Origin of the sequence: Tardiphaga sp. P9-11 (assembly GCF_008329525.1) — a bacterium.
Classification (GTDB): domain Bacteria; phylum Pseudomonadota; class Alphaproteobacteria; order Rhizobiales; family Xanthobacteraceae; genus Tardiphaga.
In genome coordinates this window covers 769,933-796,906 of record NZ_NPKQ01000001.1, presented here as the reverse complement: position 1 = coordinate 796,906, position 26,974 = coordinate 769,933, and the positions used below count along the sequence as shown (strand labels likewise).

20 protein-coding genes and 1 tRNA gene are annotated in these 26,974 nt (G+C 61.0%); 8 read left to right on the top strand and 13 right to left on the bottom strand.

What is annotated here, in order from left to right:
* Positions 1–118 precede the first annotated feature (118 nt).
* Positions 119–2,968, top strand: a complete 2,850-nt coding sequence (locus CIW50_RS03735) for a TrlF family AAA-like ATPase (protein WP_172980204.1) — start codon at positions 119–121, stop codon at positions 2,966–2,968.
* 431 nt (positions 2,969–3,399) lie between these two features.
* Here the strand turns inward: CIW50_RS03735 and CIW50_RS03725 are convergent.
* The 12 genes from CIW50_RS03725 to CIW50_RS03670 all read right to left on the bottom strand — a co-directional run bounded on the left by CIW50_RS03725 (position 3,400) and on the right by CIW50_RS03670 (position 16,001).
* Positions 3,400–3,489: transfer RNA gene (locus CIW50_RS03725), tRNA-Ser, on the bottom strand.
* Between the two features lie 222 nt (positions 3,490–3,711).
* Complete coding sequence (locus CIW50_RS03720; RefSeq protein ID WP_172980203.1) at positions 3,712–5,187, bottom strand: trehalose-6-phosphate synthase; 1,476 nt, start codon at positions 5,185–5,187, stop codon at positions 3,712–3,714.
* A gap of 157 nt (positions 5,188–5,344) precedes the next feature.
* Positions 5,345–6,160: a trehalose-phosphatase gene (otsB, locus tag CIW50_RS03715; RefSeq protein WP_149530402.1), complete on the bottom strand. Its 816-nt coding sequence runs from the start codon at positions 6,158–6,160 to the stop codon at positions 5,345–5,347.
* 10 nt (positions 6,161–6,170) lie between these two features.
* Complete coding sequence (locus tag CIW50_RS03710; RefSeq protein ID WP_149529886.1) at positions 6,171–7,664, bottom strand: MFS transporter; 1,494 nt, start codon at positions 7,662–7,664, stop codon at positions 6,171–6,173.
* Between the two features lie 173 nt (positions 7,665–7,837).
* The gene (locus CIW50_RS03705) at positions 7,838–8,563 is read right to left on the bottom strand and encodes a GntR family transcriptional regulator (protein ID WP_502707375.1); all 726 of its coding nucleotides are present in this window, start codon (positions 8,561–8,563) and stop codon (positions 7,838–7,840) included.
* Between the two features lie 11 nt (positions 8,564–8,574).
* Positions 8,575–8,973: an oxalurate catabolism protein HpxZ gene (gene hpxZ / locus CIW50_RS03700; RefSeq protein ID WP_149529884.1), complete on the bottom strand. Its 399-nt coding sequence runs from the start codon at positions 8,971–8,973 to the stop codon at positions 8,575–8,577.
* Position 8,974: 1 nt separating this feature from the next.
* Positions 8,975–10,405, bottom strand: coding sequence for an AtzE family amidohydrolase (locus CIW50_RS03695; protein WP_149529883.1), 1,431 nt, complete (start codon positions 10,403–10,405; stop codon positions 8,975–8,977).
* A complete protein-coding gene (locus tag CIW50_RS03690; RefSeq protein ID WP_149529882.1) occupies positions 10,395–10,574 on the bottom strand; it encodes a DUF4089 domain-containing protein in 180 nt (59 codons plus the stop codon). Before CIW50_RS03690 ends, CIW50_RS03695 begins: the two co-directional genes overlap by 11 nt.
* A 20-nt stretch (positions 10,575–10,594) precedes the next feature.
* A complete protein-coding gene (locus CIW50_RS03685; RefSeq protein ID WP_149529881.1) occupies positions 10,595–12,316 on the bottom strand; it encodes a dipeptide ABC transporter ATP-binding protein in 1,722 nt (573 codons plus the stop codon).
* Between the two features lie 10 nt (positions 12,317–12,326).
* Entirely contained in the window at positions 12,327–13,247 is a 921-nt protein-coding gene (locus CIW50_RS03680) for an ABC transporter permease (RefSeq protein WP_149529880.1), read from the bottom strand.
* A gap of 10 nt (positions 13,248–13,257) precedes the next feature.
* Positions 13,258–14,271, bottom strand: coding sequence for an ABC transporter permease (locus CIW50_RS03675; RefSeq protein ID WP_149529879.1), 1,014 nt, complete (start codon positions 14,269–14,271; stop codon positions 13,258–13,260).
* 110 nt (positions 14,272–14,381) lie between these two features.
* Positions 14,382–16,001, bottom strand: a complete 1,620-nt coding sequence (locus tag CIW50_RS03670; protein WP_149529878.1) for an ABC transporter substrate-binding protein — start codon at positions 15,999–16,001, stop codon at positions 14,382–14,384.
* Between the two features lie 318 nt (positions 16,002–16,319).
* On the opposite strand from CIW50_RS03670, the gene CIW50_RS03665 reads away from it, so the two are divergent.
* From CIW50_RS03665 to CIW50_RS03650, 4 genes are all read left to right on the top strand, one after another.
* The gene (locus tag CIW50_RS03665) at positions 16,320–18,389 is read left to right on the top strand and encodes a TonB-dependent receptor (protein ID WP_246664124.1); all 2,070 of its coding nucleotides are present in this window, start codon (positions 16,320–16,322) and stop codon (positions 18,387–18,389) included.
* A 130-nt stretch (positions 18,390–18,519) separates the two neighbouring features.
* On the top strand, positions 18,520–19,320 hold the full coding sequence (exbB, locus tag CIW50_RS03660; protein ID WP_172980202.1) for a tonB-system energizer ExbB: 801 nt from the start codon (positions 18,520–18,522) through the stop codon (positions 19,318–19,320).
* A gap of 3 nt (positions 19,321–19,323) precedes the next feature.
* Complete coding sequence (gene exbD / locus CIW50_RS03655; RefSeq protein ID WP_149529877.1) at positions 19,324–19,761, top strand: TonB system transport protein ExbD; 438 nt, start codon at positions 19,324–19,326, stop codon at positions 19,759–19,761.
* Positions 19,758–20,609 carry a TonB family protein gene (locus CIW50_RS03650; protein ID WP_149529876.1) on the top strand — a complete coding sequence of 284 codons (852 nt, stop codon included), beginning with the start codon at positions 19,758–19,760 and terminating at the stop codon, positions 20,607–20,609. The genes exbD and CIW50_RS03650 overlap by 4 nt, the downstream gene beginning before the upstream one ends.
* 40 nt (positions 20,610–20,649) lie before the next feature.
* Here CIW50_RS03650 and ugpB read toward each other — a convergent pair whose 3' ends face one another.
* A complete protein-coding gene (gene ugpB, locus CIW50_RS03645; protein WP_149529875.1) occupies positions 20,650–21,972 on the bottom strand; it encodes a sn-glycerol-3-phosphate ABC transporter substrate-binding protein UgpB in 1,323 nt (440 codons plus the stop codon).
* Positions 21,973–22,387: 415 nt separating this feature from the next.
* Here ugpB and CIW50_RS03640 point away from each other — a divergent pair, with 415 nt between their 5' ends.
* Genes CIW50_RS03640 through CIW50_RS03630 form a run of 3 tightly spaced genes read left to right on the top strand, consistent with a single transcriptional unit; the run spans position 22,388 to position 26,873 of the window.
* The gene (locus tag CIW50_RS03640; RefSeq protein ID WP_246664173.1) at positions 22,388–24,415 is read left to right on the top strand and encodes a sensor histidine kinase; all 2,028 of its coding nucleotides are present in this window, start codon (positions 22,388–22,390) and stop codon (positions 24,413–24,415) included.
* Positions 24,385–26,139: an ATP-binding response regulator gene (locus CIW50_RS03635; protein ID WP_149529874.1), complete on the top strand. Its 1,755-nt coding sequence runs from the start codon at positions 24,385–24,387 to the stop codon at positions 26,137–26,139. Before CIW50_RS03640 ends, CIW50_RS03635 begins: the two co-directional genes overlap by 31 nt.
* Positions 26,136–26,873 carry a response regulator gene (locus tag CIW50_RS03630; protein WP_149529873.1) on the top strand — a complete coding sequence of 246 codons (738 nt, stop codon included), beginning with the start codon at positions 26,136–26,138 and terminating at the stop codon, positions 26,871–26,873. Before CIW50_RS03635 ends, CIW50_RS03630 begins: the two co-directional genes overlap by 4 nt.
* Positions 26,874–26,974: the final 101 nt, after the last annotated feature.

The window sequence follows — 26,974 nt, the reverse complement described above, 5'->3', positions numbered from 1 at the left end:
GCCGAAGCATCCGTCTAAGTAGCTGATCATTCTGATTTCATGCTTTTACAGCCGGTACATTCGCTTGCATCCCAGCGCAACCTCAGAGAGTATGCCGCAAATTTGCATTGGGGATTCTATGGCCTATCAACTGGGGCTTCATCCGGGGACGGTTTGGCACAAAAGCGACTTTCAATGTCATACGCCGCGCGATCTCGCCTGGTCAGGCTCGCCTGACTTACCAGGCGGAGGTGAGGCCGCAGAGACAGCACGCATGGATTGGGCCAAAAGCTTTCTGAAAGCCGCCGAAGATGCCGGCCTTCTTGCCGTCGCGATATCGGATCACCACGACATCTGCCTCTCAAAATACGTGATGGCAGCGGCAGCTGAAACGGGATCAGCGGTGCGCGCATTCCCCGCAGTGGAAATCACGCTTGCGGACAATGCCCAGTGCCTCGCGATCTTCGATCCATCTCTCGAGGCGGACACCCAGAAGCTTGCGCTAGCGGCCGCCGGCAATCTGCTGCCTGCAGCTGATGCCGATTCGAAGACCTGCGCCATTGTCCCAGCTCGGGAGACGGTCATGGGCTTTGTTCGCAATATCGCTGCAGAGCAGCATCTGAAAGATGTCTGCGTCATCCTTCCGCATTTTAGCCGGCAGGACGCGCATAAAAGCCTGAATGAGGCTGGGCATCACCCGCGCTTTGCCAACCTGACCGTCGACGGCGTCTATATCGAGCAGCCTTACGGCGACCTCGATGAGGTTACCATCCAGAAGATCCACGGCAAGATTGACGATTGGGGCCGGCGGCGCCGGGCCGTTGTCGCAACCGGCGATAATCGGTCAGCTGACTGGAATCGCCTGGGTAAGCATTATTGTTGGATCAAGCTTGGCGAGCATTCGATCGAAGCCTTGCGGCAGGCGTTACTGGCAGACGAAGCGAGGATCGTCTACGAGACGCCGGAGTCTCCTGCAGAGCGGCTGGTCGAACTTCACGTGAAAAGCACCTTAACAGGCGCTGTGCCCGTTGCTGTGTCGTTCAACGACGGCTTCAACGCGATTATCGGCGGCCGAGGCGCCGGCAAAAGCGCGTTCCTAGAATATCTCCGGTTCGGATTGGGTAGAACCGACCGCGATCTCGGGACCCGAAACGAGGACGCGAATGACCGTGAGGTCAAGCTCATCGATGAGACCCTTGCTGGCGACGGATATGTGGAAGTGGTGCTCGAACGCGAAGGCGTACGGGAGACTTGGCGACGCACTGTTGTCAATCCTGAGGCGATCGTTGTCTCAAGTGGGGGCGGATCGACAACGCTGACGACCAAGACCGCGCGCGAGCGCTTTCGCTCCCGCGCATTTCGGCAGAAGGGCCTGTCGAGCACGATGAACGATCCATCGACCGCGTCCGAGCAGATTACGAGCATCGCGGCGGCCGAAGAGGTCGATAAGCAACGCGAGATAGAACAGCTCATTGAAAATGCGCGGCGTGACGTCACCACTGCCCTGCAGAACTTGGCCAGTTATTGGCAATCCAGGCTTGAACATCAACAAGCGAAGAGCAAGGTCGACGATCTGCGCCAGCGGCTTACCGCGCTTGCGCAGCGGCTCGAGGCCGAAGGTGCGTCTGCTGAACACCTGAAAACACTCGAAGATGCGCCGAAGTACTCGCGCACGGCCGATTATATTAATCAGGTCGCCGATCAAGCTATTTCCGGACTTGCGGATTTGGAGGGGCTGGAAGATTCATTGCTGCAGGTCGACCTTGCGGATTATGAAGGCGCCGCCGAATTTGAAGATGCAGTCGGGCTGAGAGATCTGACTGTACAGACGAAGGCCGCGGTCTCAACTGCGATCGCTGGCGCAAAGCGGGGGCTTAACACTCTTATAGCTGGGCAGGCGGCTGCCAAAGAGGCATTCGCCCTCAAGCATACCGCCTTCAAGGCGACTTACGACGCCGCCCTGGTAGAGCAGGGCAAGCATAAAAACTTGATCGACGACAGCGCGCGGCTGACGGCGGAGTTGCAGACCGCGGAAGGTGTCTTGTCGCGGGCAAGAGCTGCCGAAACTTCCAAATCTCCATACGTGAAGGCCTACGACGACGCTGTCACCAACCTCGATGAGCTGGTGGAACGGCGTCACCAGATTCTCAAGACCGCCGCTGATAAGGTTGCCGGCAAGTCGAGCGATTTGCTCAAGGCGAGGGTTAAAAAAGACCGTCTGCCCGCTGCCTACGTTTCGACACTCGCAAAGCTGTTCGAAGGGACAGGCACACAGCAGGTCGACGAAGGCTGCTCGGAGTGGGTTGGCGCTATTCTTACCGAGGATCAGGCCAGCGGCTGGCAAACGCTGCGGAAGTCGCTGCTTGAGATCTACGAAGCCAAGATCAACGCGGGTTCACCGCCTGAGGCAAGTGAAGGACTGCTTTCGGCCTTGCAGTCCGTGCTGTTCAAAGGCGCCCGGACTCTAACAGAGCGTCAACGCAAGCGCATTTACATCAACCTGAGCGATGCCTCGATATCTGCTATTGTATCAGCCGTGCCCAGAGATTCGATTATTCTGTCGTATATGGACGATGGACGGGCGATTGATTTCAAGATGGCGTCGCCAGGCCAACAGGCGTCCGCTCTTCTGGAACTCCTGCTCAAGCAGTCGGCGGGAACGCTGATTATTGACCAACCTGAGGATGACCTGGACAACCGGGTGATCATGCGCATCGTTGAGCTTCTGAGAAAATCGAAGACCACGCGCCAGCTGATCTTCTCGACACACAACTCTAACATTGTCGTCAACGGCGACGCAGATAAGGTCATCGCGCTGAAATCTGCCGAACCGTCATCGAATCCGAATGTGAATTCAGCCCGAATTCAGATCGACTGCGACGGGGCAATCGAGACTCCCTCGATCCGCCCAGCCATTACATCAATCATGGAAGGCGGTCGGGAAGCATTTGATCTGAGAGGCCGAAAATACGGCTTTGAAACTGCCTAATTTTAAGAGCCCGTGCCGCGGAGACGACTTCACCGGCTTTCCGCCACGGCCGTGGGAGTAGCTCAAGCGATTTCGGAGGGTGTCCATCCCGTTGACCAGGTTCACTGCGCCTCCACGAATAGCCTTGATAGGCTCTTCAGTGTGCTGAACGGGAGCCAGATTATCCGAACTTTGAAATACCGAATTGTTACATGGGCTTTGCCCGAGGGAGATGGCTTCGAAACAACCCACTAGGCAAGCATTGAAATTGCTCTCTTTTTCGAAACCGTGCCGATCACGATAGTACGAAGGTTTTGGAGAATTTGGCATTCTCCGGCCGCGAAATTCCTGGGCAGCCGTGATCTCCGAGCTTCTCCGCCGCGATAACTATTGAAAATACCGCGGGAATTTTGGCCTATTGTAAACCATCGCCACGGTAGGGCGACTTGGACTGGCGGAGAGAGTGGGATTCGAACCCACGGTACGGTTTCCCGCACACACGCTTTCCAAGCGTGCGCCTTAAGCCACTCGGCCATCTCTCCGGCGCGCCTTCTCATGACGGGCCGGAGCGAGATTTGCAAGGGACCGGCGGCTCGACCCGGCGGTTTTTCTCAAATTATTGAAGGATATAGGGAATTCGGGTCAGCCCTGGCGCCGCCTGCCCGCCCTGGCGAGCGGCGAATCGGCTTGCAATGGGTCGGCACGGCAATCCAGGCATCAGCGCGCCCGGCAGACCTTCCCATTGGCCTGCCCAACGGCCCGGCTCAATGGAATCGGCTACTTACCTCAGCGCCCAGCGACCGCACCGGCCAGACCACGGGCGACTCGACGACCGGCAGCGTCTCCACCGGCAACTTGTCATTGGCGACGTGGGCTTGCCCAAGCGCATCGACGAAATCGGCGAACCAGTCCTGGATCGTGCCGGCACGCAGCTTCGCCATCATGGCTTCCCAGCGCATGCGGCGCTCCAGCAACGGCATCGACAGCGCAGTCGCGATGGTGCGCGCCATGCCGTCGATATCATGCGGATTGACCAGCAGGGCCGTATCGAGCTCGTTGGCGGCGCCTGCATATTTCGACAGCACCAGCACACCGGGATCGACCGGGTTCTGCGCAGCGACATATTCCTTGGCCACCAGATTCATACCGTCATGCAGCGGCGTGACCACACCGACCTGCGCGGTGCGATAGAGGCCGGCAAGAACGGTCTGGCTAAAACCCTTGTTGAGATAGCGGATCGGCGTCCAGTCAACTTCACCGTGGCGACCATTCACGTCGCTCACCAGTCTCGCAAGCTGGTTCTGTAGATCGCCATAGGCCTCGATCGTGCCGCGCGACAGCGTCGCGATCTGCAGCAACGACACCGTACGCTTCAACTGCGGTTGCAGCTCCAGCATGCGATCGAACGCTTCGATACGATTGACGAGGCCCTTGGAGTAATCGACGCGATCGACGCCGATAGCAAGCTTCTCGCCATTCAGGCTGCGACGCAGCCGCGACACATCGGGATGCGACGCGGCCTTGGCGGCATGCGTAGCAAACTTCGCGGGATCGATGCCGATCGGAAATACTGCACAGCGCGACGCGCCATAACGCGACATCACCACGCCACCCGTCGTGTCCAGGCTGAGCTCGCCATCGACATAAGACAGGAAGTTGTCGCGATCACCCTCGGTCTGGAAGCCGATCAGATCGTAAGCGAGCATTGCCTCGACCAGTTCGCGATGATGCGGCACGCCGCCGAAGATATCGCGCGTTGGCCAAGGCGTGTGCAGGAAGAAGCCAAGCGGATGCGTCACGCCAAGTGCGCGCAATTCTGCGCCAAGCGCAAGGAAATGGTAATCCTGAATCCAGAACGCGGTATCGGGCTTGCGGAACCGCAGCAGCGCGCGCGCGAAGAACGAATTCACTTCGCGATAGGATCGATAATCATCCTGGCAGGTGCGGATCAGGTCGGTACGGGAATGCAGAGCAGGCCAAAGCGCCGAATTGGCGAAACCTTCGTAATAGCCACCGTAATGCGCAGCAGGCAGATCGAGCATCGCGAGCGCACCAGCGCCCAGCGCCTCAATTTCGGCAAACGGCTCCTTTTGCGCGCCGTCGCGCACGCGACCACTGGAACCCACCCAAATCGCACCGGATTTCTCCACCACGGGCAGCAAGGCTGCTGCCAGACCGCCGGTCATCGGCTCATTCGCCGAAGCGCGCGATACTCGGTTTGAGACTACGACGAGATTCACAGGGTCCCCTCCTGATTGCACATATTCATAAACGTCCGTTCATCAATATGGTTCCTCGTCACCATTCGACCCAATTGAAACCAAATTCGGGCATGCGGCGATGGAACTCACTCTTTCGCGAGTTCCATCCGCATCGGCATCAATGACTTGAGGTGATTCACTTCGATTTCGCGGCATCGTCGATCAGTAAGCGCGCAAGCCACGCGCGCACATCGCGCGGCTCGTCGAAGTGACCCGACACGCCTTGCGCGCGGCGACCGACGGAGAATGCGAGACCATTCATGCCGGACATGATCGCGAAAACCGATTCATCGGTGACGTCGTCACCGATGAAAATCGGGCGACGTCCGTTGAATGGTTCATGCGTCATCAATTCAATCACACCCGTCGCCTTGGTAAAACCGGCCGGCTTGATCTCGCACACAGCCTTGCCGGGCAGCACTTCAATCGGCGCGTTAGGCAGGTCTGCGCGGATCGCCGAGACCGCATCATAGATCGCCTTCTCGGCATGCGGCGCGAGGCGATAATGCAGCGCGAGCGAATAGCCCTTGTCCTCAAGCAGAATGCCCGGGCTCAGCTTGGCGATAGCTGCAAGCCGACGCTTCAATTCCTTGTCCATCGGCGGCGCAGCGGTCGCAACCGATTCATTTTCCGCCGACAGACGCATCTCGGCACCGTGACCGCCGACCGCAGGAAACTGCATCGGTGCGAAGATCAGATCGATATCGTTGACCGAACGGCCGGAGACGAGAGCCATCGCGCCATTCGTGCGTTGCAACAGTTTACCCATGGACGTCGCCAGATCCGGCGGCACCCAGACTTCGCGCGGTGTCGGCGCCATGTCGAGCAGCGTACCGTCAATATCGAGCAACAGCGCGCATTCGCCGAGCCGCGGCAATTCCGCGCCCGGATACAGCACTTCCTCGGAATGCGGTGCATCATCGACAGGGATTTCAATAATCTTCTGTGGCATGTTCATGATATTACTCCATCACGGCCAGTGGCCGTGCAACTGATTCAAGCGGCTGACGTTCTGCCGCGATGGCATAGCGCCAGCCGATGATCGCAGCCGCGATCATAAGACCGGCGCCAAAGAGGTATCCGGCAAACACGCTGTTGCGCGAGCCGGTATCGATCAGCACGCCAAACAAAGCCGGGCCAGCAACACCGCCGATCCCGGTGCCGATCGCATAGAACAAAGCAATCGCCAGTGCACGGACCTCGATCGGGAACGTCTCGCTGACGGTGAGATAGGCCGCACTCGCCGCCGGCGACGCAAAGAAGAAGATGATCATCCAGGCGATGGTCTGGGTCTGTGCACTCAATACATCGATCGAAAACAGATAGCCGGAAATCGCAAGCAATATGCCCGACATGCCATAGGTAACCGCAATCATGACGCGACGCCCGAGCGTATCGAATAGCCGGCCGAGCAACAGTGGTCCGAGAAAATTACCTGCGGCAAACGGCAGGATGTACCAGCCGACATGATTGGACGGGATACCGAAGAAATCAGTCAAAATCAGCGCATAGGTGAAGAAGATCGCGTTGTAGAAAAACGCCTGCGACGCCATCAGCACGAGTCCGACCAGCGATCGCTGCCGATACAGCACGAACAATGTCTGGGCGACTTCCTTCAGCGGCGTATGATCACGCATCGTCAGCCTGATCTTCGGCAGCGCGGCCAGAACCGATGGCTTTGCCTTCTGATGCGCGGAGATTTCGATCTCAGCCACGATCTCCTCTGCGCGCTGCGGCTGACCATGGATCATCAGCCAGCGCGGGCTTTCCGGAATCCACATCCGCATGAGCAGCACGATGAGACCCAGAATCGCGCCGGTGAAATAGGCCAGCCGCCAGCCATAGGATTGCGAGATCACTGCGGGGTCCAGCAAGACGATAGCACAGACCGCGCCCATCGCCGCGCCGAGCCAGAAACTGCCGTTGATCACCAGATCGGTCCAGCCGCGATAACGCGCCGGGACTAGCTCCTGAATCGTCGAATTGATCGCGGTATATTCCCCGCCAATGCCGGCGCCCGTCAGGAATCTAAACAAAGCATAGCTGGCAAGACTCCATGACATCGCCGTCGCGGCAGTCGCCGTGAGATAAAGCGCAAGCGTGATGAAGAACAGCTTCTTCCGGCCGATGCGATCCGTCAGCCAGCCAAATCCCAGGGCGCCGATCACGGCGCCGGCGAGATAGGCACTGTTGGCAAAGCCGACATCGAAGTTCGAAAACCTCAGCGCCGGATCTTCCTTCAATGCGCCCGACAGCGCGCCCGCCAGCGTCACCTCAAGGCCATCGAGAATCCACGTGATGCCGAGGGCCAGAACCACACGTGTATGAAATCCGCTCCAGCGCAGTGCATCAAGGCGAGCGGGAATATCAGTTTCGATCACACGACTTGAACCAGCAGGAGGCCCCTGACCTGACGTCGGCGAAGCCGTGATATCCTCACTGCTCAACTGGGCCATGCCGCCGTGCTCCAGAGCATTTGTTCGATACCCCACGGACGAGCGGCAATCGACATCAACGCCAAAAGCCCGGAACCTCGCGGTGACGGGAAATTCAGCGCCAAAGGGTTACATCCTATGTGAAGCAATCCACTAAGGACGTGTTGGTTCCCATTTTATCCGGGGAGTTGGGGCTAGAGCGAGACGGCGTAATGCTCGTATTCGCCGCGGACCAGTTCGATATGGGCGCGCATGGCAGCGGCAGCGCCGGTGCGATCACCACGCATGATGGCAACGACGACACAGTCGTGCTCGGCTTGAGACTTTGCAAGACGACCAAGATTGCGGAACTGCGCGCGCCGAAACGGCTGAACGCGAACCCGGGTCGCGAGTGTGATCTCCGCGATATATTCGTTCTGCGATCCCGCATAAATCGCGTTGTGAAAACGCTCATTCACTTCGTGGAAGCGATCCGGATTGCCGTCATAGCTCAACACCCGCAGCTCTTCGTGAATGGCCTCCAACCCGTGACGCTGCACGGCCGGCATTCGTTCGGCCGCGAGGCTTGCACAGAGCGCTTCGAGCTCCGCCATCGCCTCGAACATCCCCGTGAGACGATCGATCGATGGCTGCGCCACGACCGCGCCGCGATGCGCGCGCGATTCGACGAGGCCGCTCGCGGTGAGTTGACGCAGCGCTTCGCGTACTGGCGTCCGCGAAACATTGAAACGTTGTGCCAGGTCGGTTTCGTCGAGCGGCGTGCCCGGCGCCAGTACGCCGCGTACTATCTCGTCGGCCAGTTGCAGGCGGAGTTCTTCGGCGCGCGTCATTTTGCCGGTGATAGTCCCGGCACGGTCAACCCGGCTGACCGGCCCGGCGATGCCTGCCTTGCGGCGCGGCTTCCCCGGCTGGATCAGCATGTCGTCGAAACTCATCCCTTGGCGCCCTGCGGTTCGTCGATCAGGCTGACAGACGCCGCCACGATTCGCCAGCCTTCCGGAAAGCGGATCCACGTCTGCATCTGTCGACCGACCTTACCCGGAGCCGTGTCGCGATAAAATAGCGTCGAGGCGACCGCAGTGTCGCGGCCATAGGATGAAATCACCGTGCGTGCGGTGCGGCGCATGAGACCGACCGGCGAGCGTGCACCGCGAAAGGCCTGGATCTCGTCATAGCCGTAGAGGTTTTCGCCCATGCCGTAACGGAGCGTCCGCGGATCGTTGCGAAACAACTCGCCGAGTACCGCAGTGTCGTTGGTCGTCAGCGCCTTCTCATAGCGTGCTAAAGCGGCACCCACTTCGGCGATGACGTCCGGCAGATCAATGTCCATGTCAGAACCCTTTTGCTGATGGAGCGGCGACGACGCCGGCCCGCTCCAATGCATAAGCGACACGCAGCGCGATGTCTTCCCGCCACGGCGCCGCAATGATCTGCACACCGATCGGCATCGGATCGAGCGGCACCGGGACAGCGACCACGGGCAGACCGATGAAGGAAATCGGCTGGGTGTGGATGCCGATATTGGCGCGCACCGGCAATTCGACACCATCAAGCACGAAAGTCGCCTGCCCCAGCTTGGGCGCGATACAAGGCGTCGCCGGTGCGATGATCACATCGACTTCCTTGAACAGTTCGAGCACCTTCGCGCGGTACCAGCGGCGGAATTTCTGCGCACGATCGACCAGCGGCGCCGGCACCATCGCGCCCGCCAGCAAGCGGTCGCGCACCGCGGGATCGAAATCATTGGGACGCGTGCGCAAGCGATCCAGATGCAACGAGGCGCCTTCGACGGTCGAGATGACATAGGCGGCGGAGCGCGCACGGGCGACCTCGGGCAGCTCGAAATCGCGTGTGACGCCGAGCGCCTTCGTGACACGCGCGACCGCCTCCTGTGCCTCCGGAAACAGGTTCTTGCGGAAGTATCCGCCAGCCGCAGCGATGCGGAGAGAGCCGATATCCTGTCCGAGCAGCGCCGTCACCGGCTCGATGGCGCGGGTTGAACACGCGGCATCCTCGGCATCGGGTCCCTGCATGGCGTCGTAGGACAGCGCGAGGTCCTCGACCGATCGTGCGAACGGGCCAAGGTGATCGAAGCTCGCGACAAACGGAAACGAGCGCGCGCGCGACAGCCGGCCATAAGTCGGCTTCAGGCCGAAGATGCCGCAAAACGACGACGGCACGCGGATCGAACCGTTGGTGTCCGAGCCCAGCGCAAGCGGCACGAGACTGCCGCCGACGGCGCCGCCGGAACCGCCCGATGAGCCGCCGGTCATCCGGGTCACGTCATGCGGATTTCGCGACGGACCATCGTGAAAATTCTCACCGGTGAAGTCATAGGCGTATTCGCCCATGTTGAGCGCGCCGACCAATATGGCGCCGGCAGCTTCCATGCGCTCGACCAGCGTCGCATCACGCGTCGAGGCCGGGCGATCACGATTGATCCTGGAACCGGCGCGGGTTGGCAGACCCGTGACATCGAACAGGTTCTTCACAGCGAACGGCACGCCGGCAAGTGGCCCGACACTTTGGCCGGAAGCAATTGCGGCATCCAGCGCTTTCGCCGTGGCGCGCGCGCGATCGGCGGTGACGTCGGTGAACGCGTTGAGGACGGGATCGTGCTCGGCGATCCGCGCCAGCGCCGCTTCGGTGACGGCAAGGGCAGAGATTTTCTTCGCGGCGACCGCCTGTGCGATCTCCGACGCCGGGCGCCAAGCGCCATTGGGTTGAAAAATATGGGGCGTGACGACAGGATCAAGCTGCATAGATGCTCGCCGGCTCGGTTTCATCTGGCAGCGGAAATTCGTCGACCATTTTTGCCATTTTCAGCGTCACCGCGAGATTGGCACGGACGGACGGCTTCCACGCGTCTTCGATCGGCAGTCCCAACGCCCCGGCGACGGCGTCGATATAGTCATCAAGCGGTTCGGCCACGGTCCCTCTCTTGATCTGTCTCAATGAACCGGCAACGGCGGATGCGGGATCGCCGACAGCAGTTCCTTCGTGTAGTTATCCTGCGGTGCATCCAGCACAGCCTCGGTCAGGCCCTGCTCGACGATCCGCCCCGTGCGCATCACGATGACACGATCGCACAACAAGCGCACCACATTCAAATCGTGCGATACGAACAAATAGCTCATCCCCATCGACTGCTTCAGGTCCTGCAACAGGTTCAGCACCACTGCCTGCACTGACACATCGAGCGCAGCGGTCGGCTCGTCCAGGATGATCAGCTTCGGCTGCAGCGCGATGGCGCGGGCAATGCCGACACGAGCCTTCTGGCCACCGGACATTTGGTGCGGAAAGCGATCGAGCAACTCGAGCGGCAGCCCCACCTGTCGCGCGAGATCCTCGCATTTTGCACGCAACGCATCGCCGCCCTTGATGTCGCCAAGCTGCATGATCGGGTCGGCGATGGCGCGCGCCGCCGTGAAGCGCGGGTTGAGACTGTCGGTCGGATCCTGAAACACCATCTGGATGCTCTTGCGCAGCGGCAACCGCGCAAAGGAATTCGGCGCCATCTCGCCGATCTCGTCGCCATCGAAGGCGATGCGCCCTGAGGTCTTGTCTATCAGCCGCATCACCATCATCGACGTCGTGGACTTGCCGCAGCCGGATTCGCCGACCAGGCCGACGCTCTCGCCATGGCCGACCGTGAAGCTGATGCCATCGACGGCACGAAACTTGTCCGGCTCGGTCGGCGGCTTGCGCGAGAACAGTTTTGCCAGAGAGGCCGTCGCCCCCTGGCGAGCGTATTCCTTGACCAGATTTTCGACCACCAGCAGCGGCTTTGCGGCGGTGTCGGCACTGGCGCTGTCTGCAATCGTCGGCTGCACCGGCATCGCCGCGCGCTCTTCGGCGGGCAGGAGATCGCGCAGCGAGACCCCCAGCCGCGGCGTCGCCTGCATCAGTTTCTTGGTATAGGCGTGTTGCGGATTGGCGAAGATATCCGCCGACAGCGCCGTCTCGACCACCCTGCCCTTTTCCATCACCACGACACGGTCGCAATAGGCGGCGGCCAAGCCGAGATCATGGGTGATCAGAATCGTGGACATGCCGCGACTCTTGGTTAGCTCGACGACCAGATCCATCACGGCCTTCTGCGTCGTGACATCGAGGCCGGTGGTCGGCTCGTCGGCAATCAGGAGCTGCGGATTGCAGGCAAGCGCCAGCGCGATGACCACGCGCTGGCACATGCCGCCGGAGAGTTCGAACGGATAGGCGTGATAGCGCTCGCGCGGCCGCGCGATCTTGACCTGCTCGAGCGCCTCGATGGCCTTCTCGGCACGGTCCGCGCTGCCGGCCTGCGCATGCTGACGCAAGACGTCCTCGATCTGGTCGCCGACCTTGCGGATCGGATTCAGCGCCGCCCGTGGATTCTGGAAGATCATCGAGATTTCGCGGCCGCGCAGGTCGCGCATCTGGTTCTCGGTCGCTGCCTTCACATCGACGCCGGAGAACATCACCGAACCTTCGGCGATCTTGCCGGCGCGGTCGAGAATACGCATCACCGCATAGGACGTCACGGATTTGCCCGAGCCGGACTCGCCGACGATGCCCAGCGTCTCGCCCTTGGCGACAGAGATATTCACGTGTTGTACGGCCTTGACGATGCCACGCCGTGTGGCGAATTCGACGGTGAGATCGCTGACGTCGAGAAGCGGTTGAGCGGTCATGTCCGGGCCCTCACGTCCGTCGCTGCGGATCGACGATATCGCGCAGACCATCGCCGAGCAGATTGAAGCAGAACACCGCGATCATTAGAGCCAGACCCGGAAACAATGCGATCCACCATTCGCCGGAGACCATGAATGACGCGCCTTCGGCGACCATGATGCCCCATTCCGCGGTTGGCGGACGGACACCGAGACCGATGAAGGAGAGGCCCGCGGCATTGAGGATCGCGTAGCCCATGGTGAGAGACATCTGCACGATCATGATCGGCATGATGTTGGGCAGGATATGCACCAGTAGGATGCGCATCTCGCTATTGCCCGACAGCCGGGCCGCCTGCACGAAGCCGGCCTCGCGGCGGACATTGGCTTCGGCGCGCGCAACACGCGCATAGAGCGGGAAATTCACAATCGCCGTCGCAATGATGATGTTTTGCACGGTGTTGCCCAGCGCCGCGACGATACCCATGGCCAGTACGAACAGTGGGAACGCCATGATCGTATCGGCGATGCGGCCGACGATGCGATCGGTCCAGCCGCCGAAATAACCCGACGCGATACCGGCAAGGCCTCCCATGGCGAACACCAGGATGACCGATGCGATGGCGATGAAGAAATCGAGCCGTGTCGCCACGATGACGCGGCTGAAAATATCGCGGCCGAGCTGATCGGTGCCGAACCAGTGCGCCGCAGACGGCGCCTTCAGCGCCTGCGCCGTATCACTGGCGAGCGGATCGTAGGGCACGATGTAGGGGCCGAACAGCGCTGCGAACACGATCAGCACCAGCAGGCCGAATGCAAACGCCGTAACGCGATTCTCGCCGAGAATGTAGCGCGTGTGCTGCAGCGTCGCGGCAAAGCCGGAGGTGCGTTTTGCGAGCGCAGGCTGCGGCGCGGGAACGGCTTCGGTATCGACAGGCGTGACAGCGTTCATGGTTTACACCTCACCCTTCCAGCCGCACGCGTGGATCTATTACGCCGTAGAGAATGTCGATGATCAGATTGATCAGGACGTACATGACGGCCATCGTCAGAACGAAGCCCTGCACCGGTGCGAAATCCGACGAGATCAGTGCTTCGACGGCATAGGAGCCGATGCCCGGCCAGGCGAACACCTTCTCGACCAGCACATTGGCGCCGAGAAGAAACGAAAACGTCATCGACAGCGTGGTGATGACCGGCAGCATGGCATTGCGGAAAGCGTAGGTGACGATCACCGCGCGCGGCGACAGGCCGCTTGCCCGCGCCGTGCGCACGAAGTCCGATGACAGGATCGCCAGCATCGACGCGCGGGTCATGCGGGCGATCGGTGCCAGCGAGAAGATCGCCAGCGTCGCCGTCGGCAGAATCAACTGGTTGAAGGCGGACCTGAAAGCTTCCCAATCTCGGGCAATGAGACTGTCGATCAGATAGAAGCCGGTCACATTGGGAGGGGTCGATGCGAACACGTCGAGCCGGCCAAGCGGCGCCGGCGACCAGCCGAGCCTGAAATAGAAAACATAGACCAACACCAGTCCGGTGAAGAACACCGGCAGTGATACACCGGCTGTCGTCGTCACCCGGCAAAGATGATCAATCCACGAGCCCGGCCGGGTGGCAGCAAGAATGCCAAGCGGAATAGCGATCATGACCGAGACCATGAGACCGAGCAGCGTCAGCTCCGCCGAGGCCGGCAGGCGATTACGAATTTCGGTCGCCACCGGCTGGCCGGTGGTCAGCGAGTTGCCGAAATCGCCTTTGGCCAGATCCGCCGTATAGCGGAAGAACTGCTCGATCAGCGGCTTGTCGAGGCCGAGCTTCTTGCGGATCTCCTCGATCGCCTGCTTGTCCGCCGACGGTCCCGCGAAATAGGCCGCGGGATCGCCGGGCAGCGCCCGCGTCAGCAGGAACGTCACGATCACGACCCCGATCAAACTCGGGATCGCGAACATCAGTCGTTTGCCGATCAGGCCCAGCATGGATTGCGCCCCCGCTCTACATATCTCCCCGGTGAAAGCGGGGACCCGTAACCATGAAAATCAATGCAAGAACAAGGCCGCGCCGCCAGCGTGACGGCGCAACCCTCACATCACGCCTTCACGAGCGCGCGGTAGTCGAGCCGGCGGTGGAACCAGTACTGGTAGCCAGAGATGTTCTTCTGCATCGCCACGTTGACATAGGGCTGATACAGCGGGATGCGCGGCACATCGGTGAACGCAAGGTCGACGAAGCCCTTCACGTCCTTGTCATAGGCCGCCTTATCGCCCGACGCTGCCGCGACACGCGCGCCATTGATGAGCTTGTCCATCTCCGGCGACTTGTAGCTCATGGTGTTGAACACCGAATTGTCGCCGTGATAGCACCAGTAGAAGAAGTATTCGGGGTAATCGAGCCAGCCGGAGAACACGTTGGTGTAGAACGGCATCTCCTTCTTGTTCAGCTCGGTGCGCCAGTTGGCGCCGGGGATCTTGTTGATGGTCGTCTTGATACCGATCTGGCCGAGGCTTTCCTGCACCAACACACATAGCGGCTCGTTGACAACGGCAAAGCCGAGATCGAATGAGATCGTGGTCTCGAAGCCGTTGGGATAGCCGGCCTCGGCCAGCAGCGCCTTCGCCTTCGCCATGTCGGTGTTGTATTTGGTCGGCTGCGGCCAGGCGACTTCGGTCGGCTTGTCGGCCGACGCGCCGAACATCGGATTGGCGAGGCCAAACAACACGGCATCGACGATCTTCTGATAGGGCAGCGCATAGGCCACGGCCTGACGCACCTTCGGATTGTCGAAAGGCGGCTTGGTGACGTTCATGCCGATATACTGGATGCCGTTGGAGAACGGCAGCGACACGACATTCATCTTGCCGTTGGCCTTGATCTCCTGGAAGTCCTTGTAGGGCAATTCATAGGACATGTCGGCGTCGCCGCGCTCGAGCAGCGCGCGACGGTTACCGGCCTGTGGCACCATGCGCCAGATCACGCGCTTGATCTTCGGCATCGGACCGGAGACCCAGTCGTCATTGCGCTCGAGGATGACTTCGGTGCCGGCGGTCCACTTCGTCACCTTGTAGGCGCCGCCACCGGCGGTCTGCATCTTGGTATATTCGAGACCCCACGGATCCTTCTCGGTGGCGTTCTTCTTCACCAGCTCGGAATTGATCACGCAGGGCACGATGACAGCGAGATCCGGAATCGTCAGGCGATCCTTGGTGGCGAAATCGACCCGCACGGTGTGATCGTCGACGATCACGAACTGCTCGGGCTTTTTCAGCGAGCCGGCGCTCATCTGGAAGGTCGGAAAACCGCCGACGCTCACCGAACGATCCAGCGACCATTTCACGTCCTTCGCCGTCACCGGCGTGCCGTCGTGAAATTTCGCGTTCTTGCGCAGCTTGAAGGTCGCCGACATGTCCGAGATGGTCATGTCCTCGGCGAGTTCGGGCTTGAACTTGTCGCGGTCGTAATAAGGCACACCGCCGGGGCCCGCCTTCATCTCATGACCGATCAAACGGTCGTAGCAATTCCAGGACACTTCATAGCCGGGCACATTGGTGCCCACGCCATGGATGTCGAGGTTGTTGGGGCCGCTTTCGGAGACGATCAGCAGGGTTTCGGATCGGGCATCCGCCTTGGCGGACGAAAAGATCGCCGGACCGGAGACCATCGCGCCGGCGGCGGCGCCTGTGGCGGTTTTCAGAAAATCACGACGCTTCATTCTGGCTCTCCCCAAGGGCGCGAGTGGATCGGCTTGGGAACAGACATCGCAAACTTCGTGCCAGAGCTTAACGTACACCTAATTAGCACATAAGCATCTGATAAATCTCGCATTTTTGTAACGCGTCGGACGGTCGGCTTTGCCAGAGACTCAGCCTCATTGCATACAAAGATATTGATATGCATAAAATTTAGACTACCGCGCGTGCTTGCCCGGTCATTACGCGCCGATTCCAGCTTGACATAAACGGCTCACGCCTCCTTATTGCGAATAGTTCGCATTAGCATTCGCATCAGATCAGTAACCTTGGGGAATGGCGTGAGTTTGAGGTTGTGGGCGTCTATCACGGGGGCGGCGTGCCTCTCATCAATCTGGATTGGAGAGGCAAAGGCCCAGGAGGGGCAAACGCTGTCGGAAATCGTGGTCAGTGCGGAGCGGCAGAAGGAAGCTGACGCCTTCCAGTCCACCACCCTGCTCACCGGTGAGGCCCTGCAGCGCACCACCTCGGCCTCCATTGCCGACTTACTGGCCACCCAGCCGGGCGTTGCCGCATCGACCTTTGCGCCGGGCGCGAGCAGGCCGAATATCCGCGGCCTCGATGACTATCGTGTTCGCATTCAGGAGAACGGCATCGGCAGCCAGGACGCGTCGGATTTCAGCCAGGACCATCAGGTCCCGGTCGATCCGCTATCCGCCGACAAGATCGAGGTGATCCGCGGCCCGGCGACGCTGCGCTACGGCAATCAGGCCATCGGCGGCGTCGTCAATGCCAGCAACAACCGCATTCCGGAAAATCTCGTGCCGGACAATTTCAGCGCGCGCATCAAGGGCGGCGGCTCCTCGGTGGATAGCAGCATCGACGGCGCGGCCAGCATCGATGCGTCGGGCAACAATGTCGCCATTCACGTCGACGCCTTCGGCCGCAGCGCCGGCGATTACAGAATTCCCGGCGGCGGCGTCCAGGCCAATACGAGACTGCGCTCGGAAGGCCAATCGGTCGGCGGTTCGTACATCTTCGATGGCGGCTATATCGGCACCGCGATCCAGCACATCACCAGCCTGTATCATATCCCCGGCATCGCCGAATCCGCGTCCCGGACTCGCATCGATCTCGAACAGACCAAAGTCACCAGCAGGGGCGAATGGCGTGCGCCCACCGAAGGCATCGCCGCGATCCGCTATACGTTCGGCGTCAGCGACTACAAGCATGGCGAGCTCGGCATCGGCAGCAATGGCGTCGATGGCCTGCAGAACACCATTACCAACAAGGAAATCGAAGGCCGCTTCGAACTGGACCACGCCGCGGTCGCAACACCGCTCGGCGCATTAACCGGAAGCTGGGGCGTGCAGGCCAGCAACCGCAAGCTCGGCACCGCGGGCCTGCTCGGCGGGTTGCTCGCACCGACCAATACGGACACGGTCGCAGGCTTCGTGTTCGAGCAATTGCAGCTCTCGGACACCCTCAAATTCCAGGCGGCCGGCCGTATCGAAAGCCTGTCAGTATCCGGCATGGCGCCGATCTTCCCCAGCAATTTCCTGCCGCCGCCCGACACATTCTCCGAGACCGCAGCGACACGCGATTTCACACCGAAGAGCTTCAGCTTCGGACTGCTGAAATCACTGCCTTGGGATATGGTCGCCAATCTGAGCGTACAGCGTGCGCAGCGCGCACCGGCCGCGCCCGAGCTTTATTCGCGCGGCTCCGATGGCGCATCCGGCACCTTCGTCATCGGCAATCCGGATCTGAAAATCGAAACCGCAGAGTCGGTTGAAGTTGGCCTCAAGCGCAGCAGCGGTCAGCTACGTTTCGAGGCGAGCCTCTACTACACGCGCTATCTCGATTTCATTTTCAAACAGGTAACCGGCAATTTCTGCACCGACACGTTCGCAAGCTGCGGCGCGACAGGTCCGCTTCTGCAGGTCGCTTATGGCCAGCGGGATGCCAATTTCCGCGGCGCCGAGCTGATGGCGCAACTTGATGTGACGCCGCTCAGCGACGGCATGCTCGGCATCGACACCCAGTTCGACGTGGTCCGCGCGACCTTTGCCGACGGCAGCAATGTTCCGCGCATCGCACCGATGCGCGTGGGCGGCGGCGTCTGGTGGCGCAGCGCCGAATGGTATGCGCGCCTGGGCGTGCTCCATGCATTCACGCAGAACGATATTGCGCTCAATGAAACGTCGACTGCCGGCCACAATCTGCTGAAGGCCGAGGTGAGCTACACCCACACATTCGCGAAAGTGGATGGCGGCCTGCGCGACATCACCTTCGGCGTCACCGGAGTCAATCTGCTCGACGAACAGGTCCGCAACCACATCTCCTTCAAGAAGGCGGAGGTGCTGCAGCCCGGACGCGGCGTGCGGCTCTTCACGAGTATGAGATTTTGAGCCCAATGACCTTGGAATCGCTCCAGTTTAGGCCTCAACTCGCCCCCCGGAGGGCGACATCGTTCACATGCGAAGCTATTCTGGGTCAGCACCCCACAATGCAAACTTCCACCGACGGAATGCAGCCTCTATGACAACGCACCGATCCCCCCTCACTGCTGTTTTCGTCGCGGTTTCCGGCACTGTCGTGGTTCCCCATGCTGCCATGGCTGCAACCGCGGAAGCCTTGCTGCCACACAATTTGCTGCCACATAATCTGTCCCCATGGGGCATGTTCATGAATGCCGACATCGTGGTGAAGGCTGTCATGATCGGTCTTGCCATCGCCTCGCTGGTGACCTGGACGGTCTGGCTCGCAAAGACTATCGAACTCGGTCGCGAAACGCGGTCCGCCAAGCGGCGACTCGACATACTGGAAAGCGACACGACGCTGTCCCAGGTCGAGCGCGACAGCGCTGATGCCCGCGATCCCGTGGCCCAGCTCATTCATTCGGCAGTGCGCGAGACTGCCCTCTCCCATGGACTGTTCGATGACGGCTTCAAGGAGCGCATCGCACTGCGTCTTGAGCGCGTCGAACAGGCAATGTCGCGCCGGATTTCCCGCGGCATCGGCGTCGTCGCGACGATCGGTGCGACTGCGCCCTTCGTCGGCCTGTTCGGAACCGTCTGGGGCATCATGAACGCCTTCATCGGCATTTCGGAAACCAAGACCACCAACCTTGCGGTCGTCGCGCCCGGCATCGCCGAAGCGTTGCTCGCGACAGCACTTGGTCTCGTCGCAGCCATTCCGGCCGTGGTGATCTACAACCAGCTCGTTCGCAACATCACGACCTATCGTGCACTACTCGGCGACGCCTCGGCGCAAGTCATGCTGCTGATCAGCCGCGATCATGGCCGTCGCGGCATGCCGATCTCGCGCGCGGCGGAATAGATCATGGCTACGAGACTTGGTGGACGCTCAAGCGGCGGTGATGACCTCGAGGTCAATCACGAAATCAATGTGACGCCTTTCATCGACGTGATGCTGGTTTTGCTGATCATCTTCATGGTGGCAGCACCGCTGGCGACGGTCGACCTCGGCGTCGATTTACCTGCAAGCGCCGTAGAACCGCAGCCGCGCCCCGACAAGCCGGTCTTCGTCACCGTCAAGCCTGACCTGACGATCGCCGTCGGCGAAGACATCGTCCCGCGCGATACGCTGAGCGGCACGCTGGATGCTGCGACCAAGAACAACAAGGACGAGCGCATCTTCCTGCGCGCGGACAAGGTCGTGAGCTATGGCGATCTGATGGAAGTGATGAACCTGCTGCGCAACGCAGGCTATCTCAAGATCGCACTGGTCGGCCTCGACGGACGAACCTCCACGCCATGAACGTCTTTGCGCTACATGCGCCGACCGACAGCGTCGGTCTTCGCTGGACCGGGTCGGCGATAGCGATCGTCGCGATCCATGCCGGCCTGATCGCCGCAGGCATCTGGTGGTACCATCAACCAAGTCCTCCGGGCGTTACGATGCCCGCCATCATGATCGACATGGCGCCCGCCACCGCTGCACCTGAAACGCAGCCGCTGGATATCGCGCCCGGTCCCGAGATGCAGCAGTCGGACGCACCGTCCGAGCCGCCGCCCGAACCGGTTCAGCAGAAGCAGGTGGAAGAACAGATCCCGCCGACGCCGCTGATGGAGAAGCCGGTCGTCGAAGCGCCGCCCGAGCAGAAAACCGAGCCGACGCCTCCCCCGCCCGAGCCCGCCAAGATCATTCCCGATCCGCCAAAGCCGGTGCCGGAAAAGCCCAAACCGAAGCCGATCCGCGTCGAGGTCAAGAAGAAGCCCAACGATACGCCGGCAGCGCCGCAGACCACCGCAGCACCGCGCGCGGAACGCATTGCGCCGGCAGCATCGGCTGCAACGGCCGGTGCCTCCAGGGCAGCGTCTGCGTCTTACAATCAGCTCGTTCAATCACACTTGCAACGCTTCAAGCAATTTCCCGAGAGTGCCCGCACCGGTCAGTCAGGCACGGCAGTCGTCAGGATCGCCTTTACACTCGATCGCGGCGGTCGCGTGCTGTCTTCTCGCCTGCTGGGATCCTCAGGAAATCAAGCGCTCGATGCCGAAACGCTCGCCATGGTTCGTCGCGCACAGCCATTCCCGGCATTTCCGCCCGAGAAGACCGGCGCCACGGAGGCGTTCAATGTTCCCTTGAGGTATGATCTTCGTTAACGACTAACGAAGATCATGATGCGCCGCTACCCGACTGATATCACTGCACGGGATTGGCGCGCTCGAACTGGCGCAGCAATTTGTTGCCACGCTCTGCTGCAGCGTCGAGGGCCTCCTGCGCTGGCTTCTTGCCGCTGAAGGCCTGTTCCAACTCATCCTCGATGGCGTCACGGATCAGCGTGAACGAGCCGAGGCGCAATCCCTTCGAATTTTCCGTCGGCGCTTTGAGCGTAATCTGCTCGATGGATTTCACCGTACCGGGGTTGCGGTCGTAAAAGCCCTGCTGGCGCGTGAGTTCATAGGCCGCGCGCGTGATCGGCAGATAGCCCGTTTTCTGATGCCAGGCCGCCTGCACCTCGGGCTGCGAGAGAAACGCGAAGAACTTCGCGACGCCCTTGTATTCTTCGCGCGGACGATCGCGCAGCACCCAGAGCGTGGCACCGCCGATGATCGAATTCTGCGGCGCTGCCGTGACGTCCGGCCAATACGGCATCATGCCGTAGCCGACCTCGAATTTCGCATTGGCGAGAATGTCGGCGCGGGTCCCCGACGAGCCCAGGAAAATCCCGCATTCGCTCTTCTGAAAGCGTGGCTCAGCCGCTGTCGCGCGGCCGCTGTAGTCAAAAACCTTGGTCTTCTGCCATTCGGCGAGTTGCGTAATATGTCGCACCATCAGCGGATTGTTGAAGGTGAGCACCGCGTCCAATCCACCAAGGCCGTTGGATTTGGTGGCCACCGGAATGTTGTGGAATGCCGAAAAATTCTCGACATTGATCCATGACGGCCACGCGGTCGTGAAACCGCAAACTGCGCCTGCCGTCCGCAATCGCTTGGCAGCGGCGCCGAGTTCGGGCCAGGTCCGCGGCGGCTCGTCCGGATTGAGCCCGGCGGCCCGGAACAGATCCTTGTTGTAGTAAAGAATCGGCGTCGACGCATTGAACGGGAAGGACAGCATGTTGCCGGCCATGTCGGTGTAGTAACCCGTAATGGCTGGCAGATAGGCCGACGGATTGAACGCCTCCGCCTGATCGCGCATCAGCTCATAAACGGGATAGGTCGCACCTTTCGCTGCCATCATGGTGGCCGTCGCAATTTCATTGACCTGGACGATGGCCGGCTGGCTGCGCGACCGGAAGGCAAAGATCGCCGCGGTGACGGTCTCGGTATAGTTGCCCTTGTAGACAGGAACGATGCGGTAACCTGTCTGCGTGGCGTTGAAGTCCGCGGCCAGCTTTTCGACGTGCCGGCCGAGCTCTCCGGACATCGCGTGCCACCACTGGATGTCGGTCGCGCGGGCGGGCGTCGCCATCTGGCTGACCGTCACCACAAGCGCGAGATATCCGAGCGCCGCCTTCAACTTCATCTCATCCTGCCCTTACAATGCCGCCAGCTGCCCGCCTGCCGTGCGATCAATCTTATTGGGAGGCACAACGCTCCACCCAATAAAATAATGATTCCACTATCGTTTTGATTGAAATAGCCCCGCGCAGCGGCGTGCACCGGACGCTGTTTGCCACAGCACTCTGTTGCGTCTGCGCGAAGGTCGGTTCAATCGGACCGGCCACAATTCAACCAGCTGTTGCAGACCAATAGCCAGCTACACCTCTATTTGCTACATTGAACTGTCTCGCAACCTCAACGAAACTCTTTCAGACTATAAAAATCGAGTTGCCGGGTTGTGACGCACGGCTGTCTCACCGATTGAACCTTTCGCAAGGCGAAATGACACACCTGTGGTGACGAGCCCGCACAACGGAGTTTCTGACGGACAGGATGAACTGGCGGCGCGAGGCCGGACCGGCATCGTTGCGGCTGTCCGTGCGATTCCGATCCGCTGGCGCATCCTGTCGATCGCGGCGCTGAATTCGGCGGTCGTCCTCGTCCTGGCCGGGTTGATCTGGAGCGGCTCGCGGGTGCTGTCCTCCGCTTGGGACGACGTGCGCCAGGTTCGACAATCCGATCAGGTGCTCGCCTTGCTCGAAAGCGAAACCGGCCGGCTGCAGAATCTGATCCATCGCTATATCAATCAGCCCAGCCCCGAACTGTTCGCTGAGATCTTGCTACTGCGCGAGGCTGTACTCGGCACATTGAACACCCGCGCCTCGACCGATCCGATGTTGTCCGGCTCCGTTGCCGAGCTCGAGCGTGTCACCGAGCGCTTCCTCAGCGGCTTCGGCGAGTTACGGACGCTGCAGACCACCATCACCAAGACCTATGAGGACCAGGTGCTCGGGCCTGCCAAGGACATGGCGGGCCTGTATTCGATCATCGAAGGCGCCACCGGCCAGCGCGACGCGTTGATCTGGCCCGCACTCGGCAAGTCGCGTGAGGCATTTACGGCAATGCTGGTGGCCGCCAACGCCTATTATCTGTCGCTGGCCTCGGCCTCGGCCGAGGAGGCGCGGCGCAACACCGAGACGATCGAGCGCACCATTCCGGTCATGACCGATCTCGCCGACAACGACCTGCAGCGTATTGCATTGCAGCGGCTCAAGGGTCGCGCAGTTGCATTGCGTCAGGGACTCGCGAAACTATCCGAGCAGCTCTCCGGCCGCACGGACCTGCTGCGCAATTCGATCGACGCCAGCCAGGCCGATACTATCGCGGCGATCGACGGCCTGTCCGTCAAGATGCGGCAGCGCGAACAGTCTGCGCAGGCCACCTTCGACCGTACGCTGACGGCGATCTCGCGTAACGTGATGGTCATCGCCGCGGCCTTTCTCGGGCTGATCATTACGGCTGGCATCATCATCGCGCTGAGCATCCGCCTGCCGCTGCAGCAGATCATGGCCTCGATGCGCGCGATCACCTCGGGCGACTATGATCGCAAGGTGCAAGGGACAGCCGCCAAGGACGAAGTCGGCGCCATGGCCCGCGCCGTCGAAGTGTTCCGCGAGAACGCCGTCGCCAAGCGCGAAGCCGAGAACGAGCTGCGCGCATCGAAGGAGAAGGCCGAGAGCGCCCTGCTTGAACTGAATGCCGCACAGCAGAATTTGATCGACGCCGAACGGTTGGCCGCCCTCGGTGGTCTGGTCGCGGGGGTCGCCCATGAGGTCAACAATCCGATCGGCATCAGCCTGACCGTGGCATCGAGCTTTGCGCGGCGCTCGGAGATATTCGAAGCCGAACTGCGCTCCAATGCCCCGCTGCGACGCTCGCAGCTCGAGGAATTCGTCAAAACGTCACGCGATGCGGCGCAGCAACTGGTCGCCAACCTGCATCGCGCCGGCGAACTCATTCAATCCTTCAAGCAGGTCGCCGTCGATCGTTCCCATGCCGAGCGACGGCAATTCAGCCTCTCCGAGGCCACCGATCAGATCATCGCCAGCCTACGCCCCGTCCTGAAGAAGGCTCCGATCACGCTGACGGTGGATGTACCGGACGGGCTTATGATCGACGGCTATCCCGGTTCCTACGGCCAGATCCTGACCAACCTGTTCCTGAATGCGGCCAATCACGCATTCCCAGACGGCAAACCCGGCGCCATTTCCATCACGGCGAAGCCACGCGGCACCGACGATATCGAGATCAGCTTTTCCGACAATGGCGCCGGCATGAGCCCGGACGTCCAGCGACAGGCGTTCGATCCGTTTTTCACCACGCGCCGCAACGAGGGCGGCACCGGCCTTGGCCTCCATATCGTCTATAATCTGGTGACCCAACAGCTGGGTGGCCGGATGATGCTGGAGTCAAGATCGGGACAAGGCACGACATTTCGCATTATCATGCCGCGGGCCGCCACTGGCGCCGCCGGATCATTTGACGGGACGACGCAATGGCCGACCAGGACGATGTCCTCTACCTGATTGAAGACTCCGGTGATGTCCCGGAAGAATCCAATAACCGAAAATGGAAGATCGCGGTCATCGACGATGACCAGGCCGTGCATGAGGGCACGCGTTTTGCCTTGAGCGATTACACGCTGAACGGCCAGTCCCTGGAAATCCTGTCGGCCTATTCTGCCGCGGAAGGCCAGGCCCTGATGCGCGCGCATCCGGATATCGCAGCCGTACTGCTCGACGTCATCATGGAGACCGACGCGGCCGGCCTCGAACTGGTCGAGTTCATCCGCAATGAACTGCACAACGAAACCGTTCGTATCATCCTGCGCACCGGCCAGCCCGGCCAGGCGCCGGAGCGCCGCGTCATCGTCGACTACGACATCAACGACTACAAGGCGAAGACGGAACTGACCGCCGACAAGCTGTTCACCTCGCTGACAGCGGCGCTGCGCAGCTACCAGCAGCTTGAGCGCATGGTGCAGACACGGCGCGGCCTCGAAATCATCATCGATGCGGCCTCGACGCTCTACGATTTCAAATCGATGCAGCGGCTTGCCGAGGGCGTTTTGACGCAGATCGCCTCGCTGCTGAATGTCGATTGCGCGGGCATTCTGGTGCTGCGAGACGGCGGCATTGTCGGCGACGACTATGCCGTCCTCGCGGGATCAGGCTGCTACAGCCGCTTCATGGGCACCGCCACCACGCATTCGCTTGATCCGGACCTGCGCCAGATGGTTGAAGAAGCCTTCAAGCGCCGCAAGCATGATTTCGCCGACCATCGGACGGCGCTCTACATCCGCACCGGGAGTGGCCGCGAGGTTGTCGTGCTGCTGCAGGCGGAGCGACAGCTATCGGAGACCGATCGCTCGCTGGTGGAGATCTTCGGTAGCCGGCTGTCGATCGCCTTCGACAACGTGATCCTGTACCAGCAACTGCATGAGGCCAATACGCAGTTGGAAGACCGCGTGGCGCAGCGCACCCGCGCGCTGATGCAGGCCAATCGCAGACTTTCCGCACAGTGGCTGCGGCTGCAGCGCGCCAACGGCTTCAAGAACGAGATTCTGGGCACTGTCGCCCATGACCTGAAGAATCCACTCGGCGTGATCCTCGGCCGTACCGAGATGCTGACCGAATTGATATCGGCGGGATCACCGAAGGAGAACGTTTCCGCGCAGGTCGATCACATTCGTGACGCCACCAAGCGACTGACCTCGATGGTCGATCACCTGATCTCCGACGCCATGGCGGACGCCTTCGATATCACCATCCGCCGTGAGCCGGTCGATCTGGCGACGCTGATCCGGGACGTCGCGGAAGCGAACCGGCCGTCTGCGGTGAACAAGCAGCAGGACCTCTCCGTTTCCGCGCCAGATCACCGCGATCTCACGATGTGCGACGCCGACCGGATGCGCGAAGCCATCGATAATCTCGTCAGCAACGCCATCAAATACAGTCCGATCGGCGGCAAGATCGCGTTGCTGATTGCCGGCGACGCCGATTATGTGCGGATCACCATCAGCGACGAAGGTCCCGGCCTGTCGCCGGAAGATCTCGACCGGCTGTTTGGCCGCTTCCAGAGGCTGTCAGCCAAGCCGACCGGTGGCGAAAGCTCGACGGGCCTCGGCCTGTCCATCGTCAAACGCATCATCGACATGCATGGCGGCGAGGTGAATGCACATAGCCCCGGCCCCGGCCAGGGCGCGACCTTTACCATCCTGCTGCCAGCCACCAGTGAGGGCCTGTCATGAGCCAGAGCCCGCATATCGTCATCGTCGACGACGAAGCACCCGCCCGCGAAATGGTCGGCGACTATCTCAAGATGCACGGCTTTGCCGTGACCCTGTGCGACGGCGGCAAGAGCCTGCGCAACGAGATCGAGACCAAGGTGCCGGATCTCGTGGTGCTCGACCTCAACATGCCTGAGGAGGACGGGCTCTCGATCATCCGTGACCTCAAGAGCCGCATCAATGTGCCGGTGATCATGCTGACCGCCACCGCGAGCCCGATCGACCGCGTCGTCGGCCTCGAACTTGGCGCTGACGACTACGTCGCAAAGCCTTGCGAGTTGCGCGAACTGATGGCCCGCATCCGCTCGGTTTTGCGGCGGAGCACATTGGCGAAGAGCGCAGCGGCCGAGGTTGCCCCCGCGAAGGAGAACAAGGACCATCTCGTTCGCTTCGGTACGAAATGGCTCGATCTGGAAGCGCAGGCGCTGCGTGATGACGAAGGCAACGAACATCCGCTCACGGCCTCTGAATTTGGCCTGCTCAAGGTATTCGCCGCCAATCCGAAACGCGTGCTCTCGCGCGAACGGCTGCTCGAACTGGCCAACGCCCGCGACGCCGAGGCTTTCGACCGGGCGGTTGACCTGCGGATCATGCGAATCCGCCGCAAAATCGAGCCCGATCCGACAAAGCCCGCCGTGATCCGTACAATTCGCGGCGGGGGCTATTTGTTCTCCCCGGCTGGCGAGAAGGCCTGAGCGCCCCTTTCAGAACTTATCCCGTTCAAGCTGCACGCATTTCACCCCTGAATGTTTCGTCGCGCCCCCCTGCGACGAAACAATTCTCCGGTTCCATGAAA